Annotated in this window: 20 protein-coding genes; 12 read left to right on the top strand and 8 right to left on the bottom strand. The window is 68.3% G+C overall.

The window, feature by feature from the left end; all coding sequences use genetic code 11:
- Positions 1–578: 578 nt before the first annotated feature.
- Both Vau01_RS46910 and Vau01_RS46905 read left to right on the top strand, forming a co-directional pair.
- Entirely contained in the window at positions 579–1688 is a 1110-nt protein-coding gene (locus Vau01_RS46910; protein ID WP_204007115.1) for a hypothetical protein, read from the top strand.
- A 463-nt stretch (positions 1689–2151) separates the two neighbouring features.
- Entirely contained in the window at positions 2152–3606 is a 1455-nt protein-coding gene (locus Vau01_RS46905; RefSeq protein WP_204007113.1) for a hypothetical protein, read from the top strand.
- A 528-nt stretch (positions 3607–4134) separates the two neighbouring features.
- Here Vau01_RS46905 and Vau01_RS65725 read toward each other — a convergent pair.
- Positions 4135–5241, bottom strand: coding sequence for a hypothetical protein (locus Vau01_RS65725; protein ID WP_444546054.1), 1107 nt, complete (start codon positions 5239–5241; stop codon positions 4135–4137).
- Between the two features lie 254 nt (positions 5242–5495).
- On the opposite strand from Vau01_RS65725, the gene Vau01_RS46890 reads away from it, so the two are divergent.
- Together Vau01_RS46890 and Vau01_RS46885 are read left to right on the top strand one after the other, a co-directional pair.
- Complete coding sequence (locus tag Vau01_RS46890; protein ID WP_204007111.1) at positions 5496–5843, top strand: hypothetical protein; 348 nt, start codon at positions 5496–5498, stop codon at positions 5841–5843.
- Between the two features lie 431 nt (positions 5844–6274).
- Positions 6275–6682: a hypothetical protein gene (locus Vau01_RS46885; RefSeq protein ID WP_204007109.1), complete on the top strand. Its 408-nt coding sequence runs from the start codon at positions 6275–6277 to the stop codon at positions 6680–6682.
- Positions 6683–7271: 589 nt separating this feature from the next.
- Here Vau01_RS46885 and Vau01_RS46880 read toward each other — a convergent pair.
- On the bottom strand, positions 7272–7883 hold the full coding sequence (locus Vau01_RS46880; RefSeq protein WP_204007107.1) for a TetR/AcrR family transcriptional regulator: 612 nt from the start codon (positions 7881–7883) through the stop codon (positions 7272–7274).
- Between the two features lie 70 nt (positions 7884–7953).
- On the opposite strand from Vau01_RS46880, the gene Vau01_RS46875 reads away from it, so the two are divergent.
- The 3 genes from Vau01_RS46875 (at position 7954) to Vau01_RS46865 (ending at position 11377) form a co-directional block, all read left to right on the top strand.
- Entirely contained in the window at positions 7954–8877 is a 924-nt protein-coding gene (locus Vau01_RS46875; RefSeq protein WP_239152426.1) for a homocysteine S-methyltransferase family protein, read from the top strand.
- Between the two features lie 589 nt (positions 8878–9466).
- Positions 9467–10666 carry a tyrosine-type recombinase/integrase gene (locus tag Vau01_RS46870; RefSeq protein ID WP_204007106.1) on the top strand — a complete coding sequence of 400 codons (1200 nt, stop codon included), beginning with the start codon at positions 9467–9469 and terminating at the stop codon, positions 10664–10666.
- Between the two features lie 519 nt (positions 10667–11185).
- Positions 11186–11377: a hypothetical protein gene (locus Vau01_RS46865; RefSeq protein ID WP_204007104.1), complete on the top strand. Its 192-nt coding sequence runs from the start codon at positions 11186–11188 to the stop codon at positions 11375–11377.
- An 8-nt stretch (positions 11378–11385) separates the two neighbouring features.
- Here Vau01_RS46865 and Vau01_RS46860 read toward each other — a convergent pair whose 3' ends face one another.
- Positions 11386–14319, bottom strand: coding sequence for an AfsR/SARP family transcriptional regulator (locus Vau01_RS46860; RefSeq protein ID WP_204007102.1), 2934 nt, complete (start codon positions 14317–14319; stop codon positions 11386–11388).
- Between the two features lie 200 nt (positions 14320–14519).
- On the opposite strand from Vau01_RS46860, the gene Vau01_RS46855 reads away from it, so the two are divergent.
- On the top strand, positions 14520–15788 hold the full coding sequence (locus Vau01_RS46855; RefSeq protein WP_204007100.1) for a chymotrypsin family serine protease: 1269 nt from the start codon (positions 14520–14522) through the stop codon (positions 15786–15788).
- A gap of 168 nt (positions 15789–15956) precedes the next feature.
- Positions 15957–16712, top strand: a complete 756-nt coding sequence (locus Vau01_RS46850) for a hypothetical protein (RefSeq protein WP_204007098.1) — start codon at positions 15957–15959, stop codon at positions 16710–16712.
- Positions 16713–16733: 21 nt separating this feature from the next.
- On the opposite strand, the gene Vau01_RS46845 is transcribed toward Vau01_RS46850, so the two are convergent.
- The 3 genes from Vau01_RS46845 to Vau01_RS46835 form a co-directional block, all read right to left on the bottom strand.
- Positions 16734–17186 (bottom strand): DUF6232 family protein, encoded by a 453-nt coding sequence (locus Vau01_RS46845; protein WP_204007096.1) that lies wholly within the window; start codon positions 17184–17186, stop codon positions 16734–16736.
- A gap of 145 nt (positions 17187–17331) precedes the next feature.
- Positions 17332–17790 carry a DUF3237 domain-containing protein gene (locus Vau01_RS46840; RefSeq protein WP_204007094.1) on the bottom strand — a complete coding sequence of 153 codons (459 nt, stop codon included), beginning with the start codon at positions 17788–17790 and terminating at the stop codon, positions 17332–17334.
- A gap of 38 nt (positions 17791–17828) precedes the next feature.
- Positions 17829–18236 carry a nuclear transport factor 2 family protein gene (locus tag Vau01_RS46835; protein WP_204007092.1) on the bottom strand — a complete coding sequence of 136 codons (408 nt, stop codon included), beginning with the start codon at positions 18234–18236 and terminating at the stop codon, positions 17829–17831.
- A gap of 89 nt (positions 18237–18325) precedes the next feature.
- Between Vau01_RS46835 and Vau01_RS46830 the strand changes: the two genes are divergently transcribed.
- Positions 18326–18934, top strand: a complete 609-nt coding sequence (locus Vau01_RS46830) for a TetR/AcrR family transcriptional regulator (RefSeq protein WP_204007090.1) — start codon at positions 18326–18328, stop codon at positions 18932–18934.
- Here the strand turns inward: Vau01_RS46830 and Vau01_RS46825 are convergent.
- A complete protein-coding gene (locus Vau01_RS46825; protein ID WP_204007088.1) occupies positions 18900–20300 on the bottom strand; it encodes an MFS transporter in 1401 nt (466 codons plus the stop codon). The two genes, Vau01_RS46830 and Vau01_RS46825, sit on opposite strands and share 35 nt — an antisense overlap.
- Positions 20301–20392: 92 nt before the next feature.
- Here Vau01_RS46825 and Vau01_RS46820 point away from each other — a divergent pair, with 92 nt between their 5' ends.
- Both Vau01_RS46820 and Vau01_RS46815 read left to right on the top strand, forming a co-directional pair.
- Positions 20393–20719: a hypothetical protein gene (locus Vau01_RS46820; RefSeq protein ID WP_204007086.1), complete on the top strand. Its 327-nt coding sequence runs from the start codon at positions 20393–20395 to the stop codon at positions 20717–20719.
- A gap of 30 nt (positions 20720–20749) precedes the next feature.
- On the top strand, positions 20750–21280 hold the full coding sequence (locus Vau01_RS46815; protein ID WP_204007085.1) for a hypothetical protein: 531 nt from the start codon (positions 20750–20752) through the stop codon (positions 21278–21280).
- Positions 21281–21311: 31 nt separating this feature from the next.
- On the opposite strand, the gene Vau01_RS64845 is transcribed toward Vau01_RS46815, so the two are convergent.
- Positions 21312–21935: a septal ring lytic transglycosylase RlpA family protein gene (locus Vau01_RS64845; protein ID WP_275424027.1), complete on the bottom strand. Its 624-nt coding sequence runs from the start codon at positions 21933–21935 to the stop codon at positions 21312–21314.
- Positions 21936–21969: the final 34 nt, after the last annotated feature.

The following is a 21969-nucleotide window of genomic DNA, read 5'->3' as shown; positions in this document are numbered from 1 at the left end:
CCGCGCTCATCGGCCACTCTCACCGGCGCAGGGAAGACTCGATTCTCTCAACCATGGCGATCACCATGCCACCGCAGCTCCCGCCCTCACAAGCCCCAACCGCGGCACACCGGTATCCGCAACCACACCACGTCGAGGAAGACTCCATCGATCGGGCGGACGAGCTTCGACAGGGCTCCGCATCACCGAGCAAGGGAGGAGCAGCGAGTGACTCGGGGCAGGAGAGCGAGCTCGATCTTGTGCCGATCCGAGACAATCGAAGCCTGTAAGTGGCATCTGAGCACCAACCTCGCGGCTTCAGCGATGACGGTGCGGAATGACTACTGACGTCGTTGCATGGTGATCTCGTGGATCGTTGCGCGGAAGCTATCGCCGTCGTAATCGGTGTCGCGGCCCAGGCGTCTCGGGTCCACGGCCGCCTGCTTCGTTCGGGGGTCACTCGGTATGGGCGGACACCACTGCGGTATGACGCGAACTGAGCGTTCGCGCCCTTCGATGCATTGTGCTCCGTTATGCTGCGGCTACGCGAAGTGCGGTCGCGGGGAAGCCGCTCAAAATCATTCGTATCGAGGGTAATTGTGACTTCTGAGGATCACGATCCGCAGCCTCAGCAAGATCCGGCGGACGACGAGTGGAACAAATCAACCAACGCGCGTGCCACCCGGCGACTTGCGCTTATCTGCTGGCTTGCGGTCGCCGTCCTTGCGGTGTTGGCGGCCGGCTATTTGTTGCAGGCTCATGTTGGCTCTCACCGACTCTCGCTAAGCAGCGTCGAACTGGATCAAGCGTCCGACGAGAGTGACGAAGAGAATGCGGCTGTGCTGGTGGTCCGTAACCGGATCGAGAAAGCGCAGTCGCTGCTGGAGAGCTCCGAGAAATATCCTGGCCTGTACGGTGGCGTTGAAACACGCAAAGCCGCGGCGCAGGAGATCGACGCAGCGCGAGCGGAGCTACCCGCTGCCCTGTCACGCGCGTCTCAGGCGAACGACCGGTACCGGGCGGCGCAGCGAGAGCAGGCGACGGCCCGTGACCGAAACGACGAAATGTGGCTGGTTTGGCTTCTGTACCTAGGGGCCGTCGGTCTGGTGGCCGGTGTCGTACACGCGGTGAACCGGCACATCAGCGGAGAGCGACGCCGCGACTTCGAGAATCGCCAACTCGTTAACGAGATCGAATCCGCCGGAGCTGATGATGACTTGTCGCTGGAGTTTCCGGATCTTTGGCGGCAGAACAAGGTTCAACTGCGGCTCTATCACCAGCTCGTCCTCAATTACGCCACGTCTGCCAGGCGGACCACGCAAATATCTCTGATCAGCGGATTTGTTTTTCTGCTCGCGGTTGGAGTCGTGGCGACGTTTGCCAGCGACGTGCCGTCTGCAATCTCGTCCTCAGTGGTGGTCGCAGCTGGGACTGTGGTGACCGGATTCATCGCCAACGCAGTTCTCAGGAACGCTGACAGCTCATCCCGTGAGGTAACTTCATTCTTTGCCCACCCGCTTGAAGTCGAACGCATGCTGGCCGCTGAGCGGATCATTGCGACGATGCCCGAAGCAGCTCGGCCGGCGGCACAAACATTGATCGTCAACGCGTTGACGCGCGCTGTCGAGGTGCGGGCTCCTGTGGCCGAGAATCCGATCGACGGTGCTCAGGACCGCACAGAGAGCGATCAGCTGGAGCGCGGAAGCTGATCCCCGGCTGCGGCCAGATGCGGCGACCTACGGACCATGAGGCGCATGCCCGGGATCGAGGAGGCTCCGCCTCACGTACTAATCGCAGCCGCCCCAAGCGCAGTCACCCACCCTCGACCTCATCGGCAACCGATGTCGCCGCATCCTTGCGCCTCACGCGGATAACTTTCACTTCAAGGACTGGGTTCCTTCATCTGTGGTTCAAATCGATGTCAACAGACCCGATCTCCTGTGGAATTTGCGACCTTCATGATCGGATGTCCGCACATCGGCATTATGCAGGTAATCCTTGTCAAGTTGATCTAGTTGTCAGGCTTGCGGGGGTTCGAAGAGGGCGCCGTCGGTGTCGCCGCCGAGGAGGAAGGCGAACCGGGTGCCACACCGAACCGCACAACAAGATCACCAGCCGCCGACCGGGACCGGTGCACACGAAGATCGCTCCAAGACATACAGGAACCTCTCTATGCGACCCACCAGCGTCAACACGCTAAAGGTCAACAAGGATTACCTGCATATCAAGCATGAGTGCGCGCCTGTTACCCGACGAAGCGAGCTACGCGTCGTAACCAAGACCGGGGATCCGTTCGATCATGCTGGCGCCGATCTCGCCGTCTGGGAGGGCTCCTCGTCGGTCTGGGCAATGAGGTGGTCTGACACGACGGAGCTGCACGATTGTCCCGATCCGACAGGCAGCGGCCACCGTTCCTCAACTCCCGTTTCGGCGTTGTACGTGAGCCGGCGCCAGCCGCGTTGGCATCGAGCCGATCCCTCGAAAGGAGGAACGGACGTGGAGGAAACTTCACCCCCGCCCGTCGCGCCTTGCGGAGGTGGTGGCGGCGACGGTGGAGAAGATCAGGTTCGGCAAGAACCCGCCGCGGAACCGGACCCTCCTCAGCCGGAGCCCGCAACCGAACCGGCGCCTTCCGTCGGCCACTGGCTCGCCAACCACATGTTCCCCGATGTCGGCCGGTTGCCCCGCCGCCAAAGGATCCTAGCCGCATCCGCGGTCCTGGCGATCGGGGCGATGGTCGCGGTACTGGCAGTGCCGTGGGGTCTCGTCACCGATGCGCTGACGGCCGAAACTCGTGTACAGATCGAGGAAGATGCCGCCGACAGGTTCGACCAGCAGCAGGCGCCGTTCGTCGCTGTAGCAGACTACGGTGTTGAGGCTCCGCCCTTCGGACAGATTCTTATGGATCGCGCACTGACCGCGGAAGAGGAAGCTTTTCTCGGCCGCTTGCTTGCCGAGGAGGATCCGTTCGTCAGCGCATGGAACTTCTTCCGACCCAGGGGCGGACGAATGCTGCGTACGCCGACCGGTGAGCTCGACGCGGGTGGTCCTACCGAGGACCCCGATGAGGTCACCGACGGTTCCGGCAACTACAGCTGGTTCACCGCGACAGCGTTCAAGCTCGACATCTTCAGTAGCAGGAGTTCGGCACTGTCGATCACTGACATGGGTGCCGTCGACGTCAGCTGCCATCAGCCAACGGCCCGGACTGTTGTCCAGCTGGTCCCAGAGGGCGGTGGCCCGCGCCCTGGCGTGATGTTCGACCTGTCGAGGCCCGGTGCGGGCCCGACGATCACCGATGAGGACGACTTCGGAGAGCCCTATTTCGATCACCATAAGATCGATCTCGGCAAAGGTCTGTCGCCGGGTGGCCTTCTGGTTGAGGCGGTCGTCAATGCCGAAACCTGCTCGTGGCGGATCGAGGCGCGGTACCGCGACGCGAATGACAGCAATAGCAGACAGCTGATAGACGACAACGGCAAACCGTTCGTCGCGGAGGGCACGCCGCAGAAGGTGGAGCAGTACTGGACCAACACCTGGACGGAGGGTCAGGGCCCTACGATGATCGCCTGCCACAAGCACCCCACCGACAACGCTTGCTCGCCGAGGTTTGCGGCAGTGCGTTGATCGAAACTCGCGAACATCGGAATCCAGTGGAACGGGGTGGTCCCCGAACTGGCCGACAGACTCGGTGTCAACCTGCCGGCCATGCTCGAGCACGTGGAGGGGATCGGCAGGTCCCGGGACCGAGCGCGGGCCCGACCCCGCGGTGGGAAGTCTCGTCGATTCCGACATCGTTATTGACGGTGTGAGCAAGCCGAGTGGTCATCGTCCGGTGCTGGTCATCGACGGCGCTTTGTTCTGCGACTTCGAGGGGTTGCCCGCGAGTTCACGCGGTTGCTCGACAATTACTCGTGGCACGGGAACCTGGATGCCCTCAACGACATCCTCCGAGGCGGCTTCGACACGTCCGAGGACGGGTGGGTACTGAGGGACCGACGCTCTTCGATCAGATCGTTCACATCATTCGTGATCACGGTCCAGGCGGCACAGAATCCGAAGACGATGTCCTCCTGGAACTGGTGTAGCTTCCAGCCCGCCCGGGCGGACGCACTGTGAGCTGGCGGCCGACGCGCTGCCTGATCCGTGGATGTGTCAACGCTGAGACGCAGCGTCTGCGGTGTCGCGGACGGCGCGTTCGTGCTGGCTGCGGCGGAACGTCAACGGGCCGAAGGATCCGTAGTCGCGTTGTGGGCGGAAGGGCTGGCTGAAGCCGCGCCAGGTCACGCGGTCGTCGTCGATGAGCACCTGAGTCTGTAGCGACCAGCAGCCGACCTCGCCGCAGTCACAGCCAAGGAGCGCGACCGGGCCTACCTTCGTCCAGTAGGCCGAGTCGGGTCGCCCGAGCAGATAGGTCGTCAGATCGCCGACGTTGAGGCGGTCGAGCACGAGGCCGGCGTACGCGCCGGGAACGTCGAAGCCGGCGGCGTGCTCATAGCCCGAGATCAGCTCGACCAGGCTGACATCGTCGACGTAAGGCAGTAGCTCGCGCTCCGGATCCCGGCCGTTGCCCCATGGCCGGACCTCGAACCGGACTCGGCGGACGGGAAGTGGTGGCGGCACCCAGCGAGTCTGCATCATCGCGCACGCAGCAAGCCAGCCCGGCCGGGCTGCAGCAAGCGGAAGGCGGCAGAAGAGCTCACGTGATCTCGGCGATCCTTGAGATCGCGCATAGCTCTCGGACGGCCTGAGAGACTCGAGGCCGTGATGAGCCGAGGTGTCGTTCGTGCCTTTCGCGCTGAGGAAGGTTGGGGCGTGGTCGATGGGCCAGACGTTCCTGGCGGCTGCTGGGTCCACTTCTCTGCGATCGAGATGGGCGGGTACCGCCAGTTGACGCCCGGCCAGCCGGTGTTGTTCCACGCTGAGGCCACTGACCAAGACGGATTCCGATTCCGAGCGATCACGGTCTGGCCCGAGGGTGGCGAACCTACCGATCCGTCGACGGCGCACGGCTCGAGCACCGGCCACCGCAACTCCCTGGTTCTCGGGCTCGATCAGCCGGAAGATCCGGGCATGCGCTGACCCGTGAAGTTTGGCAACTGCCAGCACCCGATCCGCGGCAAATCTGTGCGCCGCCGGCGGTAGCTGTCCGTTGTCGGCGTCCTCGTCTTCCTCGTCGCGCACCATGAACAGCAGCGACCACGCATCCGGATCGGGCGCTCTCCCCGACACCGACGACGTACACACCGTCTTCGGCTTCACCCGCGTGGCGCAGCACCGTAGGCGTCGATTGGGATGGCCTCGCACGAGCTGCCTCTCCGGCGGGCCTAAAAAGGTCATGCCATCCGCAGGCGACCAGATGGCAGAATTCGAGCCGTGGCCGTGCGACCACACGCTCGATCGGCGGCCGCGATGGCCCACCGCGTTGATCGCGGCTACTCAGATGCGGCTCTGCGCCATCAAGTTGTAGAGCGTCGGCTTGGCACCTGATTGGAGTGGCTGCCACCATCTCCCACATGGCCGGAAATCAGGACTACATACGTGACCAGATGCGCATCTTGCTTGAAGCCGCCGCGCGGACCAGCGGCGATCACGATGCGAGGGCTGTTGCCCGACTGGAGAACGCGAGCCAACAGATTCTTGACTTGATGATCGACGGCGAAGAACGGACGATATTGGAGGCTGACGATCTCGTAGCCGTCTACGCGTTCGCCATCTGGGTACAGAAATCCACGCGCCCAGGTCCTCCGGCTCAGTACCCGTCGCAGCACCCACAAAGCCATGACGAGTTCCCAGCGGGGGTAGCGGCACTACTTCCGACCTTCGAACAGGAGCGCATGCGTTTGCTCAATGAGCTCGACTAGCCCAACGCGGGACACTCTCGATCCTTCCCGCTCCTCCAGACCAGTGTGCGCCAGCACGATCACCTTCCCGCTCATCGGCCGGACGGCTGGCAAGCGTCGCCTGCGGTCACCGGCGATGACGAGCGGAATGCGGCAAATGTGCGCGCGGCCGGGGCTGCCGTAGGTCGTGCGTTGATCAAGTGGTCGGCGGTCCGTGTCGGGGACGTCGGTATCGATGCCGACCACGTGTGGTGCGGCCCTGGCAGTCGTGAAACCTGGCGGTGTGTCGACCGCGCGGCCACACTACGTCAATGACGACCCCGACGCGGTGGAGTATGCAGGAACCGCGAGACCGTCGGCGCCGACTCCACCAGCGCGGGGATCCAGCGGCGGCGCTGTGCTGGATGTTTCTCGGGCTGTGCTACGGCGTTGCCCCGACGGGGATCATGTCGTTGGAATCTTCCTCCCCCATCACCGACATGGGCGACGTGGCCGGGTTCGTCATGGTTCACCTCCCGGCCGTCGTCTTCCTTCTCGGCGGCGGTTTATGGCTCCGCTCAAGCCTCGCGCACCTGCGTCGATGGGAGGACAGGGCGTGGCTCGAAGGGCCGGACCTGTGGTGGATCCGGCACCATCCGGCCAGCCCCGGGGCGGAGCCCAACCGGGTCACCGTCGCCGACATCTGCCAGGTGCGGCTCTCCGACGATGACTCCCGCGTCGTGGTGCGCGCCGTCGATGGGACCGACCACTCGGTGACCCACCTGGGTACAGCGGCGGAGCGGGCCGCGCTCGTCGAGGAGCTGCTTATCCGGGTCGGGCCCGGCACGGCCCAGACCCGTGCAGAGCACTCGCCGCACTAGCTCGTGCGTCCGACTCCGCTGCACCGAGCGACCTTGACCCTGTGAACCGACAACGGCGCAACGGCGGACGACGTCCGACAATGACGGACGGTCCGGGTCGGCGCTCCTGAACAGCAGGGTGACCGGAATACCCCGTACTTCGCCGATACGGCCGCCAGCCAGGCCCCGCTTGCTGAACCGACGCCGCACACGGGCGGCTTCGGCCCGACCCGAACGCCGCAGACGTGACTACGCCGTTCCGCTGCATCCACAAGGTGATCGGCGGTGCGGCGCTTCTCTCAGGCCACAGCGTCGACGCCAAGCGGGACAGCGACCAACACCAGCCGCCATCAGACGCACTGTAATCGGCATGATGGCGCGCTCAGCCGGTCCGACATCACCCGAACGGCGGGCACGGAAGGGTGACGGGCGGTTCGATGATCGACGTGCACGGTCGGCGCTTCAGCGCGCGCTCGACGCCCGGTGGCGACTCCCCGTCGTGCGGTACCCGATGTTGGACACTCTGTCCCGGCGTTGTGCCTGCCGGCCTGCCGTCCGGCGGTCGAACATCTGGCTCCGCGCGGTCTGTGCCGGACGGTGTCACTCGGTGTCAGTCGTCGCGGAGGAGGGCTTCGACCAGTTGCCGGTAGATCCGTAGTTGGGCACGCATCGCGGTGGGGTTGTCGAGGGTGCGGCACAGGATGAATCCGCCCTCGAAGGTGGTGTACAGGTGATCGGCCAGCGCGTGCAGATCGATGCCGGCGGCTGACCGGCGGCCGGCCAGGGCCGGTCGCAGCAGGTCGACCAGGGCGTCGCGCCACACGCGAGCGGCTGCTGCCACCCGACGGTTGACGTCGCTGCCGGTGAATTCCCGCTCGGCGAGGACGGTGGCGTACAGGCAACCGGACTGTTCGGCCATGAGGCCGTCGGCACCGTCCTCGTAGAAGCGCAGGAACGCGACGACCCTCACCGCAGGGTCGTCGACCCCGGCTGTGGCGGCCAGGCCGGCCTTGAGGTGGGCCAGGTCGGCGGCGACGTACCTGTCGACGACCTGGGATGCGAGGTCGGTCTTGGAGGCGAAGTGGTGGAAGAACGCGCCCTTCGAGCTACCCGCCTCGGCGATCACCTGGTCGACGGACGTAGCGCTGTAGCCCTGGTCGGTCATGAGCCGCTCGGCGGCGCGCATGATCCGCTCACGTGTCGGGTTGCCGTCTCGTGGCACGCCCTGGTTGTACCAGACTGGTTGGTCTGCTACAACCAGACCAGACAGTCTGGTACGAGAAAGGCGAGACATGGCAGCGCTACCGCAGATGTCCGGGCAGCCGATGGTCACCGACGGCGGCCTGGAAACCGACCTGATCTACCACCATGGCGTCGGCCTCCCCGAGTTCGCGGCCTTCCCCCTCCTGGACAACGACCGCGGACGCGACCTGCTCCGGCGCTACTACGAGCCCTACATCAACATCGCCAAGCAGGCCCGCGCCGGCCTGCAACTGGAGACCCCGACGTGGCGGGCCAGCAGCGACTGGGGCGACCGGCTCGGCTACACGGCCGCCGACCTACGACGGGTCAACCATCAGGCCGTGGTCATCCTCCAACAGCTGCGCGACCGGGCCGGTCTCGACCCGCTGCTGGTCAGCGGCAACCTCGGACCCCGCGGCGACGGCTACACCGCCGGCGACGACGTCGACCCCGCCGACGCGACCGCCTACCACACACCGCAGATCGACGCGTTCGCCGAAGCCGGCGCCGACCTGGTCACCGCGCTCACTCTCACCTGCACCGGCGAGGCGATCGGCATCGTCCGCGCCGCACGCTCCGCCAGGCTACCGGTGGCGGTGTCGTTCACGGTCGAGCGAGATGGACGACTCCCGGACGGAACACCGCTGTCGACGGCGATCGCCACCGTCGACGCCGAAGCCGCACCCGACTACTTCATGGTCAACTGCGCTCACCCGGACCACATCGCACCTGCCCTGACCGACGGCGGCTGGCGCTCACGGATCGTGGGACTGCGCGCTAACGCCTCGACCCTCAGTCACGCCGAGCTCGACGCGGCCACCGAACTCGACGAGGGCAACCCGGTCGAGCTGGCCCGTGCCCACGACCGACTGCGGTCGCAACTTCCCAACCTCGCACTCCTCGGTGGCTGCTGCGGCACCGACGCCCGCCACGTCGCCGCCATGTGGGAAACCCGACCGGCAACGGTGAACTGACCACCCGGCCCATGGATGGTCAGACCGGATCCACGACACATGCTGTACCGCGGAAATTCCGTGGTCACGGGTGCGGCCACGACGTCCGCGGCAAACCCTCAATTCTCCGATGACCGAGTACGCCACGCGGTCACCGGCGCTGCCGGCGGCGGCGTAAACGACGAACCCCGGTCGACGCCCGCGGGGCTCCCACGAGGCCGCCCCGGCGAACCGGTCGCGTCCACCTGTTCCGCCAAGGCGGAACAGGCCAGGCTCTCAATCGTCCACCGGTCGAGGCCGACCGTGGTCGCCGAACGCCCGAGCACCAACCTCGACACCTAGGATCACGTGCGCACACGTCGGCTTGAGAGTGCACTGATGGGTCGGCTCGCCGGTCGCGGTGGTGGGTTGAGATTCGGTCGGCTCGTGCCGTTGGGTTGTGCTGGGCGTCGTCCAGACCGGATCATCTGTGGCCAGGTTGGACCACCCGATCGGGGGTTCCTCCGGTAGGGGGAATGTCCGTGGTGGTCGGTGTCGGCCGGTGCTGCGATGGAGGTGAAGCAAGGAACCCTATTCGAAGGCGCGAACGGTTGGCCGGGAGTGGGTTGTCATGTCCGAGACCGATCTGATCATGCGGGATCCTGCGACCGGGCTGTTCGGCTTCCGGGTAGAGCTCGGACGGGACTGTCGCGGGGTGCGGATGCAGGCACGACGCAACGGCTTTGCCACCGAGAAGGCGGCCCTCGTGGAGTATCGGAGGCTGAGCCGGCAGCGCGACGCTCGTCGGCGTCGACCGCGGTTGTCGGACACGGTGCAGTCGGTGTGTGAGGACTGGTTGACCGGCCGGGTGCAGGAGTTGCAGCCGAACACGGTGTACAACTATGGCTGGCTGCTCAGCCTCACGTATCCGCATGTGGGTCGGGTTCGGGTATCGCGGTTGAGCGCCCGGATGGTCGAACGCGCCTACCTGCAGTTGGAGACCGCCGGCTACTCGCGTACCACGCTACGGACGGTCAATCTGGTCCTGGCCAAAGCATTCGGAGAACAGACTGGCCGCACCCTAGGTGCGCACAAGCCACGCGAGGCAGACGAGGTGCGGCCGGTGTGGAAGCTGTCCGAGGCCCGCCGCTTCCTCGACCACGTCGCCGACGACCGGCTGCACCCGATGTGGCGGCTGCTGCTCACCACCGGGCTACGCCGCGGGGAACTGTGCAGACTGAAATGGTCGGACCTGGAACCCGACCTGGCCACGCTGACCGTGCGTCGGCAACGGGTGGTCGAGGACCCGACGAGTCAGGTGCGGGAGAAGCCGCCCAAGTCGCACAACAGCACCCGTAGCCTGCTCCTGGACCCGGTCACCCTCCAGACCCTGACCGATGCCCGGCTGTGGGCGAAGGCGGCACGGGCGTCGGGGTACATGTTCACCGGACGTGGTGGGCAACCGTTGCGGCCCGACACCGTGAGCAGCCGGTTCAACCAGCTCGCCGTCGCGGCTTGCGTACGCCCGATCGGCCCACACCAGGTCCGGCATCTGCTCGCCGGCAGCCTGCTGGACGCCGGGTATGGAATCGCCGAGGTCGCCGAGCGACTCGGTCACGACCCGTCCACGCTGATGCGCTACTACTCCCGCGTCAACGCAGAACGCCGCCGACAAGCCGCCGTGCACGTCGCCGATCTGCTCTCCTCAGATGACGCGATGGGAGACCAGGCCGGGCCTGTTCGGACACAGCAACATGGGCGACACTTGACCGGACGCGCTAACGAACCAGCTCACAGCGGAGATCAACCCGCGGTGGATGAGGCGCCATAAAAGCAACACCGGCAAATACGCAGCAGTGGTAGTATCAGCAGGTCAGTTGGATGTGAGGACACCCACCGACACGAAGCAACACCCAGCAGTGAATCCGTTTCAAGTCTGGGGGTCAAGGGGTCGTCGGTTCGAATCCGGCCGTCCCGACTTTGTAGAAGGCCAGCTCAGCTGGCCTTTTCTGTTTACATCGATCGATGTGTCGACCGCGACCGGGCACTTGATTTGCCCGAACGCTCGTACTGTTTGAAAGTCTAACGACGGGGTGACTTCGCCCCCATATGGGGCTGACCAGTCGCGTGGAAGATCATTTACTCAGCGTCCACTGTGGATGGTCACGACATATCGAAAGCGGGGCCCGGTACCAGGCGGTGCCGGGTAGTCCTCGAACGGAGGACCGCTGACCCGCGTAGGCGAACACCCCTCATGGCCCGATCGTGGAATTGATCGACAGGCCACCGAACGGCGCCTGCGCGCACGTACAGTGGCAAATCCGCGCGCGACAGCGGCACGACCTCCGCCGTGGGTCTGCTGGCAGACCTGTTCGCCGAACACGACCGCATCGACGAGGCCGTCCCACTCCTACGCCCGCTGGCCGACGCAGGTGACACCACCGCCGCCGACCGGATGGTCGACCTGCTCGCCGAGCACGGTCGTGTCGACGACGCGCCCGGGCCACAAACAGATCGTGATCGAGCTGCCCGCGAAGGGTAATAACGAGCTCATCGCTCATGCCCCTGCGTCAGTTTCGCTTCCACCCGACGCGCGTCGGGGTGGCCGAGCGCGGCCAGGATGTCGGCGCTCGTCCGCCACTTCGCCCGGGCCTTCGCCACGTTGCCGGCCCGGTCGTGGACGTCGCCGAGTCGGGCCAGCACCGTCGCCTCGAGGTAGCGGTTGTCGGTCCGGCGGAACAGCGCGAGGGCCGTTTCGTAGCAGGTGATCGCCTGCTCGTGGCGGCCCAGCCGGTGGTGGGCGTAGCCGAGGCTGTCCCAGGTGAGGGCCTGCCCGAAGCGGTCGTCGGTGGCCCGCTGGATCGCCAGCGCCTGCTCGCAGTAGTCGACGGCCTGCGCGAGGTCGCCCAGGTGCGCATGGTGCCAGCCCAGCGAGTTGAGCACGTTGGCCTGCCCGAAGTCGTGCCCGACCGCTCGGAACAGGTCCAGGGCGAGCAGGTCGTGGGCGACGGCGTCGGCGGGCCGGCCCTGCCGGGCGGACACCCGCGCCAGGGACCGGTGCACGTGGCCGCGACCGGTGGCGTCGCCCAGCCGGCCGAAGAGATCGAGCGCCTGTCGCAGGTGGCTGCGGGCCTCGTCGAAGCGGCCCAGCCACGTGTGGCCGCGGGCGATCCCGCGGTGGGCGTTGGCCCGCCCGAGCGGGTCGTCGGCCGCGGCGAGCGCCACCTGGTTGGTCGCGACCAGGTCGGCCCAGTACCCGCGCTGCTCCAGGAAGTACGCCAGGCACCAGGCGAGCCGCCACGCGTGGCCGCCGGCCCCCGAACGGGCGGCCCGGGTGACGGCGGCGAGCAGGTTCGGGCGCTCGGCCGTGAACCAGGCCCACGCCCGTTCCGGGTCGGTGGGCGGGTCGACGACGACCCCGGCGGCGGGCGGCGCGAGCGCGACGGGATCGCGGTACGGCTCCACCACCCGCGCGGCGGCGGCCGCGGTGTGCAGGTGGTGGTCGAGCAGCCGGCGTACCGCCGCGGGGCGGCCGGCCGGGTCGACCTGCTCGGCGGCGTACAGGCGCACCAGGTCGTGCGTCCGGTACCGGCCGGGGCCGTGCTCGGTGACCAGGTGCGCGTTCGCGAGCCCGCGGGCGGCCCGACGGGCAGCGGCGGCGGGCAGGGCGGTGAGGCTGGCGAGGGCCTCGAGGCTCACGTCGGGGCCGTCGGCGACACCGAGGTGACCGAACACGCGCGCCTCCGGCGCGGCCAGCGCCCGCGTGGAGCAGGCCAGCACCGCCCGGAGGTCGCCGACCGTCTCACCCACGTCGAGGGCGTCGAGCCGGCCGGCGGCCGTGGCCAACTCGTCCGCCAGCGCGGCCAGCGGCACGTCCGGTTCGGTGGTGGCCCGCGCCGCCACGATCCCGAGCGCCAGCGGCAACCCGGCGCAGTACCGCAGCAGCCGGTCGATCGCACCCGGCTCGGCCGCCATGCGCCGGTCACCGAGCCGGGCGGCGAGCAGTGCCCGGCACTCGGACCCGGTGAGGGCGTCGAGCGTCACCGACCGGGCGCCGTGAGCGATCACCAGGCCGGTGAGCCGGTGCCGGCTGGTAACGAGCACCGCGCAGCCGGCCGTGCCGGGCAGCAGCGGCACGACCTGGTCACTGTCGCGGGCGTTGTCGAGCACGATCAGGATCCGCCGCCCGGCGATGAGGCTGCGATACAGGGCGGCCTGTGCCTGCGGGTCGGCAGGGATGGTCGAGGCGGGCACGTCCAACGCGTCGAGCAGCGCCCGCACGGCATTGGCCGGCGGGGTCGGCGCACCGGCGGGATCGAACCCGCGCAGGTTGACGTGGATCTGCCCGTCGGGAAAGCGGTCGAGGTGCGCGGCGGCCCAGCGCAGCGCGAGCCAGGTCTTCCCCATGCCACCGGCCCCGCTGATGACACAGATCCGCATGCCGTTCGCGACCGCCGCACAACCGGTATGTGCCGAGCCGTTTGTGGGCGCGTTCCTGCCGTTGGACGCCGCGCTGAGTGCAGGCGCCGCCCTGCCGTTACCTGCTCTGCCGTTGGTGGGCGCCGCCCTGCCGTCGGATACCGTTCCGCCCAGTACCGCGTCGACCGCCGCCAGTTGGGCCTCTCGGCCGGTGAATCCCATTGGCGCGGCGGGTAGCTGGTGCGGCCCACCCGACCGCCGTCCGGTCACGGGTCCTGTGCCCGTTCCTGTGGCCGTTCCTGTGGTCGGGCCGTCCGCCGGGGGCGGGCTCAGGGCCGGGTCGCCGGTGAGGATCCGCCGGTGCAGCTCGCGGATCGCCGGTCCGGGACGGACACCGAGCTCGGCCGTCAGGTCGCGCCGCAGCCGCTCGAAGCACTCGAGTGCCCCGGCCGGCTGACCGCACCGGTAGAGCGCCAGCATCAGCTGGCCGGCCAGCCGCTCGTCGAGCGGGTGTTCGCGCACCCCGGCCCGCAGCGCGGCCAGCAGCCGCACGTGGTGCCCGAGGCGCAGCGCGAGGTCGTTGCGGTCGAGCGTCGCCGCATGCCGTTGGGCGTTCAGGCTCTCCCGCACCGCGTTCGCCCACGGCGTATCCATCGCGGTGAGGACATCGCCGTCCCAGAGTGCCAGCGCCTCCTCGAACAGCCCGAGCGCGGCTGCGGGGTCCGTGCCGGTGTGGGCCCGGTCGACGAGCCGCTCGAACCGGTGCAGGTCGACGGTCATGGGGTCGACCGGCAGCACGTATCCGTCGGACTGCCGGGCGAGCCGCACCCCGGCGGCGGCCAGCGGATGCCGGATCCGGGACAGGTATCCGTAGAGCGCCGCGCGGGGCCGCCGCGGCGGGCAGCCGCCCCAGACCCGCTCGAGCAGCACGTCGGTGGGCACCGGCCGGTTCGCCTCCACCAGCAGGGCTGCCAGCACGGTGCGCTGCCGCACATGCCCGAGCGCGATCGCGCCCCCGTCGACCCGGACCTGGATGTCGCCGAGCAGGCTGAACCGGATCACCATGCCCCTCTCGGTCGCACGTCCGCCAGTGACAAGACCGGCACGGGGCGCCACGGATACGCGTGTCGCCAATCGGACGCGTGGACACGACACCAAACGACCCGTCGTGGCAGAAGTACCGAAGGTTTCCCCAAGGCCTGCTCCCGAGCCTGGGAACCGACGCCGGCCCTCGACCGGCGCATCGGAGCAAAGGGAGCAACACCATGAGGAAGAAGCTGTTCGCCACGGCCGGGGCGCTCGCCCTGGTCGCGGCGCTGGCCGCCGTACCGCCTGGGGGACCGGCCGCCGCGGCCGAGACGGGTCCCGCGATGGACACCGATCAGGACCCGATCGCGACCGCGGTGCAGGCGTACCGCCGCGTGTACCCGGAGATGTCGGTCAGCGCCGCTCGGCTCGCCGCCACTCAGCAGGGGCTCCGGAAAGACTTGCACAAGCGGCTGGTCCGCGAGCCCTCGACGTACGGTGGCAGCTACTTCGACGCGCCGTCCGGGGTCACCCACGCCACGCTGACCACCGCGGCGGCCGCGGCGGCCGCGGAGCGGTACGGCCGGGAACTCGGCCTCACCGTCCAGGCGCACGTGGTGGCGCGGTCGTTCGTCGAATTGTGGGGGCTGGCCGAGTCGCTGCGGGCCGGCACCGGTGAGCTCGGCGCGGTGGCCAAGGGCCAGGTCGGCGTCGACGTGGCCGGCAACAAGGTGACCGTGGCGCTCACCGACCAGCAGAAGGCCGGCCTGTCGCCCGGTGCGGTGCCGTCCTGGGCGAAGATCGTCCCCGCGTCGACGGCGCAGACCGAGTTGGACGTCTGCACCGACCGTGCCAACTGCGACACCGACCTGCGGGCCGGGATATCGATCACCCGCAACGGCGCGGGCTGCTCGCTCGGGTTCATGGCCCGCAGCACGGTGCGGTGGGCGTTGACGGCCGGGCACTGCGCCGACCCCGCAGGCACCAGCACCTGGTCGACGAACGGGTCCCAGATCGGTTCGCTGAGCACCGTCAACGCCTTGGACTCGGGCGCGGTGGACGCCGGCGCCATCCAGGTCACCGACCCCACGTACGCGGCCGACACGGTCGGTCGGATCTACCTCAGCTCGACGTCCTGGGTCGGTGTCGACGGCTGGGCCGACACGATGTCGGCCATCACCGCCGGCGACGTGGTGTGCGTCTCCGCGCGCTACCAGGCGCCGACCACGTTCGGTAACCCGTGCGCCGTGGTGACCAACACCAGCGATCCGACCAACCGGGGACTGGTCCGGTACGAGGGTTACGACCCGTGCAGCGGCGACAGCGGCGGCGGCGTCTACTGGTACTACACCACCTCGCCCCCGGGCGTGGTGCCGGTCACGAAGGCACGGTACGCGTTCGGGCTGCACAGCCGCAGCACGGCCGGCTGCAACGTCACCGCATCGCCGGTGGCCTGGTTCAGCGCCCTGCCACAGTTCTGGACCGGCCTGACCTACGAACTCGGCTGACACCAAACCCAGGCGCCAAGGCCCTGACAAGAAGACCGCACACCGAAGCCCGAACCCGAAACCCGGAACGGGAGACCCCGGCAGGTGCCCGAGCATCCGCCGGGGTCTCCCGGGTGTGGACGTGAACGACCGGGCCGACCGCAGTCGGTGTCGGTCTACCGTGTCCGGGTGACCGATCTGCCGCCCTTCGGCGCTCGCCTCGCCCGGTTGCTGGAGCATCGGGGGTTGCGTGCGGCCGGCCTCGCTGAAGCCGCAGGAGTTCTCCTCGCTCGGATCGACGCGGTCCTCGGCGGAGGTGTGCCGGACGATCCGCTGCTGCGTCGCCTTGCGCCGACACTGGGCCTGCACGCCGCCGATCTGTTCCTGATAGCCGCCCGCGGTGTGCCGGATGACCTGGCGCCGGCCGAACTGAACGGGTCTGACGAGGTCGGTTCGCTGTTGATCTGGGGCGCCCACACCATGGACGTCCAGGCGCGCGCTCGGCTGCGTCGGTTCGTCGACGGATTGCCGTCGCGTGCGAGGCCACGCACCCGGCCGTTCCCGTCCGACGGCAGGAGAAGCGTGACGCCCGGCCTGATCTTGCGACGACTGCTGAGCAACCGCAACATACGGATCAACGGAGTGCTGCTGCAAGAACTCGGCGGCGGCCGCCACTTGGACACCGAGACGTACGCGCTGGCCTGTGCGGGGCGATTACCGCTGGACGACGATTGCGTCAACGCGTTCGCGCGGGTGACCGCAATCCCGGTCGGCGAGCTGGCGGCGCTGCTCGGCCTGCGCGTGGCCGAACTTCCGTGGGACATGCGGTATCCGTGGCCGGCGGACCTCGTCGAACTTGCGTGGGCGGCACGCCGGTTGGACGACGAGCAGCTGCGTGCGGCACTGCACTACCGAGACGGCTTGCGGAATGCCGGTGGTTGCTGACGACCGACGACCGCGCGTCGGTCATCCGGATTCCATCGCCCGTTGCAGCGCGCGGTAGATCTGGCCGAACCGGTGCGCGTCGTCGGTCGTCAGCAACACCACCGCCCGACCGTGCCAGGTCGCCCAGATCTCCAGCTTGCGGGCGCCCCGGTCGTAGGAGCGGTCCAACCGGTTGAGAAGAATGTCGGCGACCGGGACGGCGCAAAACCCGAGCAGGCAGCAGACGCCGACGATCGCGACGGTCACGCCAAAGGACGTACTCAACAGGATGGCGATCAGGACGCCGATCGCGGCCGCGACCAGGGGGCCGATCACCGCCGCGGCGAGCATGCCACGATTGGCCAGCCTCCGCCACGACCGGCGACCGCGAACGTGCCACACCCGGACGAGCTCCCGCAGCGGGTAGGTGCGACCGTCCACCCGGAGGATGTCGGACGTGATCTGCACCGAGTCGTCGCTGTAGTACTCGACCACATGGCCATCGTAGGGAGTCGGCGACCACCGGGAGAACCTGTTCGGTTCGCAAATGGATGGCGGTCACCCGATCACGTGCAGGGACCCGACCGGTCGCGGCAAGCAACAATTGGACTCCGCCGAGCGGGGGCCGCGTCCGGCGTGGCTACAGAATCCGATACATCCGATGGTCGATGCGGCCTTGACCGTATTCGCCGTAGCCGACCACGACGAGCCCGCAGAGCCATGAGTAGCGCTCGTCGGATGTCTCGAACCTCGGTGTAGGTCGCACATAGCTCTCGTCGACCGACAGCCGCTCCCCGGCGGCCAGGCGCTGTCGGCCGTCGGGCGGGAACCGGAGTACTCCGTTCGACTCGTAGTGGATGAGGACACCGTCGTGGGTGCGCAGGGTCGCGCGAACGTCCATGCGACTGATTCCGTCGGTTCCGAGCCATACCCAGTCGCCGCCTCCGGCGAGCATCTGACCCCGGAAGCCGGGCCCGTTGAACCGGCCGCCTTTGGTCACGAAGGTCATGCGGGTACCGAGCGGGGTCGAGATCATCTGGGCCGGCTCGAGGTCGATGCTGAGATCGCAGAGATGTTCGACGGGCAACGCGTCGAGCAACGCCCGATCGAACAGTGGCGTGGTCGTGTCGGTGGCACTCACCTGGCCCTGCCCTCGAACGCGGCCTTCAGCTCGGCGAAGTCGAAGAAGGTGTCCTTCCGCGCGACGAGGCCGTCCGGTGCCACCTCGACGACGTCGAGGCAGTGAACACCACGACGCTCCTCGTCGGGTCGCTGGAACGTCAGCGTCCAGTCCAGGACCCAATGGCCGGGACCGAACAGCAGGCGTCGCTCGTCGAAGCCGAATCCCGGGTAGAGCTCGAAGACATGCGCGAACTCACGCCGCAGGGCCTCCCGGCCATGGACCGCGGTGCCGCGACCGTGGGCCTGGAACTGCGAGTCGGGTGTATGGAGAGCAACGATCGCGTCGACGTCGTGCGCCTCCCACGCGGCGAAGTACCGCTTCGCGATCGCGGAAAGGTCCTGGGTCGTCGATTGGGTGGACATGGAACTCCTCACGTCGGATGGACCAACGCTAGGAGGTACGGTCGTACGTGTCAATACGTACGACCGTATAGTTGGGTACGATCGTATCCATGACCCGGACAGGCGACGCACGCCGCGGCGCGATCGTCGATCGCGCGGTGCACATGGCATCGGCCGAAGGCCTCGACAGCCTGACGCTCGGACGCTTGGCGGAGGCCCTGCGCACCAGCAAAAGTGGCATTCAGACCCTCTTCGGCACCAAGCAGGAGCTCCAGCTCGCGATCGTTGCGGCCGCATCGGAGGTCTTCAAGCAGGAGGTTTCGCTGCCTGCCGAGCAGCAGCCCGCCGGGCTCGCGCGACTTCGGACGCTGATGTCGTCGTGGATCGACTACCTGGAGATATTCGAGGGCGGATGCTTCTTCGTTGCCGCCGCGAGCGAACTTGATGGCCGGTCCGGACCCGTCCGAGACGCGGTCGAAGACGCCGTCGCCCGAGCCGAGGCCCTGCTCCAACGCGACATCGAACTCGCGGTGCGCCTGCGGGAACTTCCGTCGGACACGGACGTCGAGCAGCTCGTCTTCGAGCTCCATGCCATGCTGCTTCAGGCGAATCACGATCGCCAGTTGCTCGGGCGCACGGACGCCCTGACCCGCGCCCGCAACGCGGTCAACCGCCGGCTGGACGTCAAGCCGCAACCGGGCGACGGCGCGCAGCAATGACCTCCCCGGAGGTGCGGGTGGCCCGGTACGCCGCCGCGCCGGCGGTCAGCGCGGCGGCGGCCAGCCCCACGGTCGTCACCCCGAACGCGGTCGTCGGGTGCGACGCCAGGGCGAGGTAGAGGGTGCCGAACGTCGCGATGCTGACCGCGCCGCCGATCAGCATCACGGTCCCGCTGACGCCGCTGATCTCGGCGGCGTGCCGCGGCGGCACCGCGGCGGTCAGGTGCGCGATGAGCGCGCTGAACTGCACACCCAGGCCGAGCCCGCCGACGGCGAACAACACGACCAGCGGCGGCAACGAACGGTGGCCGCTGACGGTCACCCCGGCGATCGCCAGATAGGTGACGCCGAGCAGCACACAACCGGCCGCCGGCGCGCGCCGCACGGCGTCCACGGGCAGGCGCCGCACGAGTTGGCCGGCGAGCCCGAAGGCGGCCACCCACGGCACCAGCGTCAGGCCCGACACGGCCGGGCTGTACCCCCGGCCGTGCTGCAGATACTGGGCGACCGTGAACAGCAGCGCGTAGTAGGTGCCGGTGGCGACCATCAGCGTCACGAGCGCCGCCGAGACCGCCGGCCGACCCAGCACACCCACCGCCACCAACGGCTCGCCGCCCCGGGCCGCGATCCGCCGCTGAACGACGACGAAACCGGCGAACGCCGGCCCGGCCAACGCCAGGCACACCCAGGTCCACGCCGGCCAGCCGACGTCGCGGCCCACCACCAGCGGCACGACGAGCAGCCCGAGGGCGACGGACAGGACGGCCACACCGGGCAGATCGAGGCGACGGGCCACGCGGTGGGCGTCCACCGGTAAATACCGCAGCCCGGCGACGATCACCAGCAGGCCGACCGGCACGTTGACGAGAAACACGGCGCGCCACTGCGTGCCCGCGATGTCGGCGGAGACCAGCAGCCCACCGAGCAGCTGCCCGGCCACCGCGCCGCTGGACAGCGCGATCGCGTACCGGCCGATCGCGCGCACGCGTTCACGGCCGTCGAGGGTGACCTGGATGCCGGTGAGCGTCTGCGGAAACATGAGCGCGGCGCCGAAGCCCTGCAGGATCCGGGCGGCGACGAGCGCCGTCGGGGTCGGCGCGAGACCGCACAGCAACGACGCGACGGTGAACAGCCCCACGCCGAGCAGGAACATCCGGCCGTAGCCGTGGATCTGGCCCAGCCGCGCACCGGTGATCAGCAGCACCGCGAACGCGATCAGGTAGCCGCCGACGACCAGTTCCAGCAACGCACCCGACGCGCCGAGATCCTCGTGGATCGACGGCGTCGCGACGTTGGCGATGGTGACGTCGGCCTGCGCCATGAACGGCCCGACCAGCAGGAGACTCCGCGTGCGTGCGTCACTCATTCCCCCACTCTGCGTGCGCCCGGCGCCCGGATGCTGGCGGCAATCGGACCTCGCGTCTCCCGGTCAGCGGCGCACGCGGTAGAAATATCGACATGCCATCGCGCAAGGTAAGTACGCCGCAATGGGAGCAGCTTCTTGCTGCCGTGCAGGACCTGCATCCAGAGGTGACTTCTGGTGCCATGTTCGGCATGCCGTGCGCCAAGGCTGGCGGCAAGGCCTTCATGGGCTCGTTCGACGGTGGCGCGGTCTTCAAGCTCGACGAGCCGACCCGTGGCCAGGCGTTGAGTCTTGCCGGGTCGGAACTGTTCGATCCCAGTGGCGGCCGGCCGATGCGCGAGTGGATCGTCGTCGGTGTGCACCACCAGGACCGCTGGATCACGTTCGCACAGGCCGCCCTCGATAAGGTCCGGCCCGCCTGACCTCGCTTCGATGATATCGGGGGCACGACCATGGGACGAAGCGTGGCGGTACTCGCCGCTACCCTGGTGGCACTGGCCGGCTGCACCATGTCCGGCACTGGCGAAGACGAGTGGCCGGACGGCAGTTGGAGAGGCGTCCAGGCGACGTGTCCGACGCTAGACGGTGACGCCGCCAAGAGGGTCGCGCTGACCGGCGAGGGCTACCCGGGCGTGCTGACCCAGGACCGCGGCTCCATCAACAAGATCGACTGCACGTGGGGCGATCCGGACGGGCAGATTCCGTCGTTGCACGCGGAGGTGACCATCTACCGGGTGCAGAAGGCAGCCGACGCGCACTACTCCGGAATCAGCGTCGACGACGACCTCGTCCCCGGCCTCGGTGACCACGCGAACGCGGTGGTTCTCCCACCCTCGGTCAAGATCTATGTCCAGTCCCGCAACGCGGTGGCGGTCATCGATTTCAGACACCCCACGGACAATGCCGTTCCCGACGGCCGCCAGCGGACCGACGCCGTGGACCTTGCCGCCGACGTCCTCAACGACCTCCGCGCGGACCGGTGACACCCAACCGCGGCGTGGCGGCTGGGTTGCGTCATTTCAGCACCTCGTACCGGGCGGTGATGACGCCGGCATTCAACGACGCGATCTGCGCGAACGCGCCACGTGCGAGGTCGATGCACCGGCCGCCGACAAACGGCCCACGGTCGTTGACCCGCACCACTACCGACTTGCCGTTGGACGGATTGGTCACCCGGATCCTGGTGTTGAACGGCAGGGTCTTGTGTGCGGCGGTCAGGCCGTCCGGGTCGAAGCGTTCGCCGTTGGCCGTCGTGGAGCCCGTGGAGTAGAACGAGACGCCGCACGTGCCGCTGCCGCCACCCCCGGTCGAGGTCGAGGGCTTGGGTGACCGGCTGACGGTCCGGCTCGGGGTGGGAGCGGCGGATGAGGGAGTCGCCTCGCTGGGGCTGACCGAACCGGTGTCGCGCATGTGGTTGCGACCGGCGCGCTCGGCTTCGTCCCGGGCCGCGTCGCCAGCGGCGGCGCCGGTGGTCGACGGTTCGGGGTCGGAGCCGAGGAGCGAGAAGGCGGTGACACCCGCGACGATGGCGAGAACGACGGCAACGGCCGCGACGACGCCGCGTCGGGCGGACCAACGCCCGCGGGACACGACCTCGTCGTCACTCGCGCGGTGTCGAGCGCCAAGCTGATCGGACACCCCATGACCCTTCGTCGATATACCGGGCAGGTGC

It is taken from the genome of Virgisporangium aurantiacum, from assembly GCF_016863635.1.
Taxonomy (GTDB): Bacteria; Actinomycetota; Actinomycetes; order Mycobacteriales; family Micromonosporaceae; genus Virgisporangium; species Virgisporangium aurantiacum.
This window is presented reverse-complemented; position numbering and strand designations above follow the sequence as displayed.